Source organism: Rhizobium sp. SVR5-9E, from assembly GCF_056755095.1.
The window spans coordinates 1-233 of record NZ_JBNDHS010000795.1 but is presented as its reverse complement, the minus strand read 5'-3'; the positions used below and the strand labels follow the sequence as shown (position 1 = coordinate 233).

The 233-nt window shown below is 61.4% G+C and carries 1 protein-coding gene; it reads right to left on the bottom strand.

Annotated features, from left to right (window positions below):
• Positions 1-233: cytochrome c oxidase subunit 3 (locus tag ACPYOJ_RS37020; protein WP_481420633.1), on the bottom strand; the 233-nt coding region annotated here is incomplete at both ends.

The following is a 233-nucleotide window of genomic DNA, read 5'->3' as shown; positions in this document are numbered from 1 at the left end:
GAAAAATCCCCGCCTTTCCTGATCGAAGGCCCCCCGCCACACTGTGCGTGCCATGATCAGGGGGAACAGGGCCCCGATCGACACATGGGTGCCGTGAAAGCCCGTGATCATGAAGAAGGACGACCCGAATTGCGCTGCGCCCCAAGGGTTCTCCCAGGGACGAACGCCTTCCCTGATCAGTTTGGTCCATTCGAATGCCTGCATTCCGACGAATGTCGCGCCGAGGGCTGCCG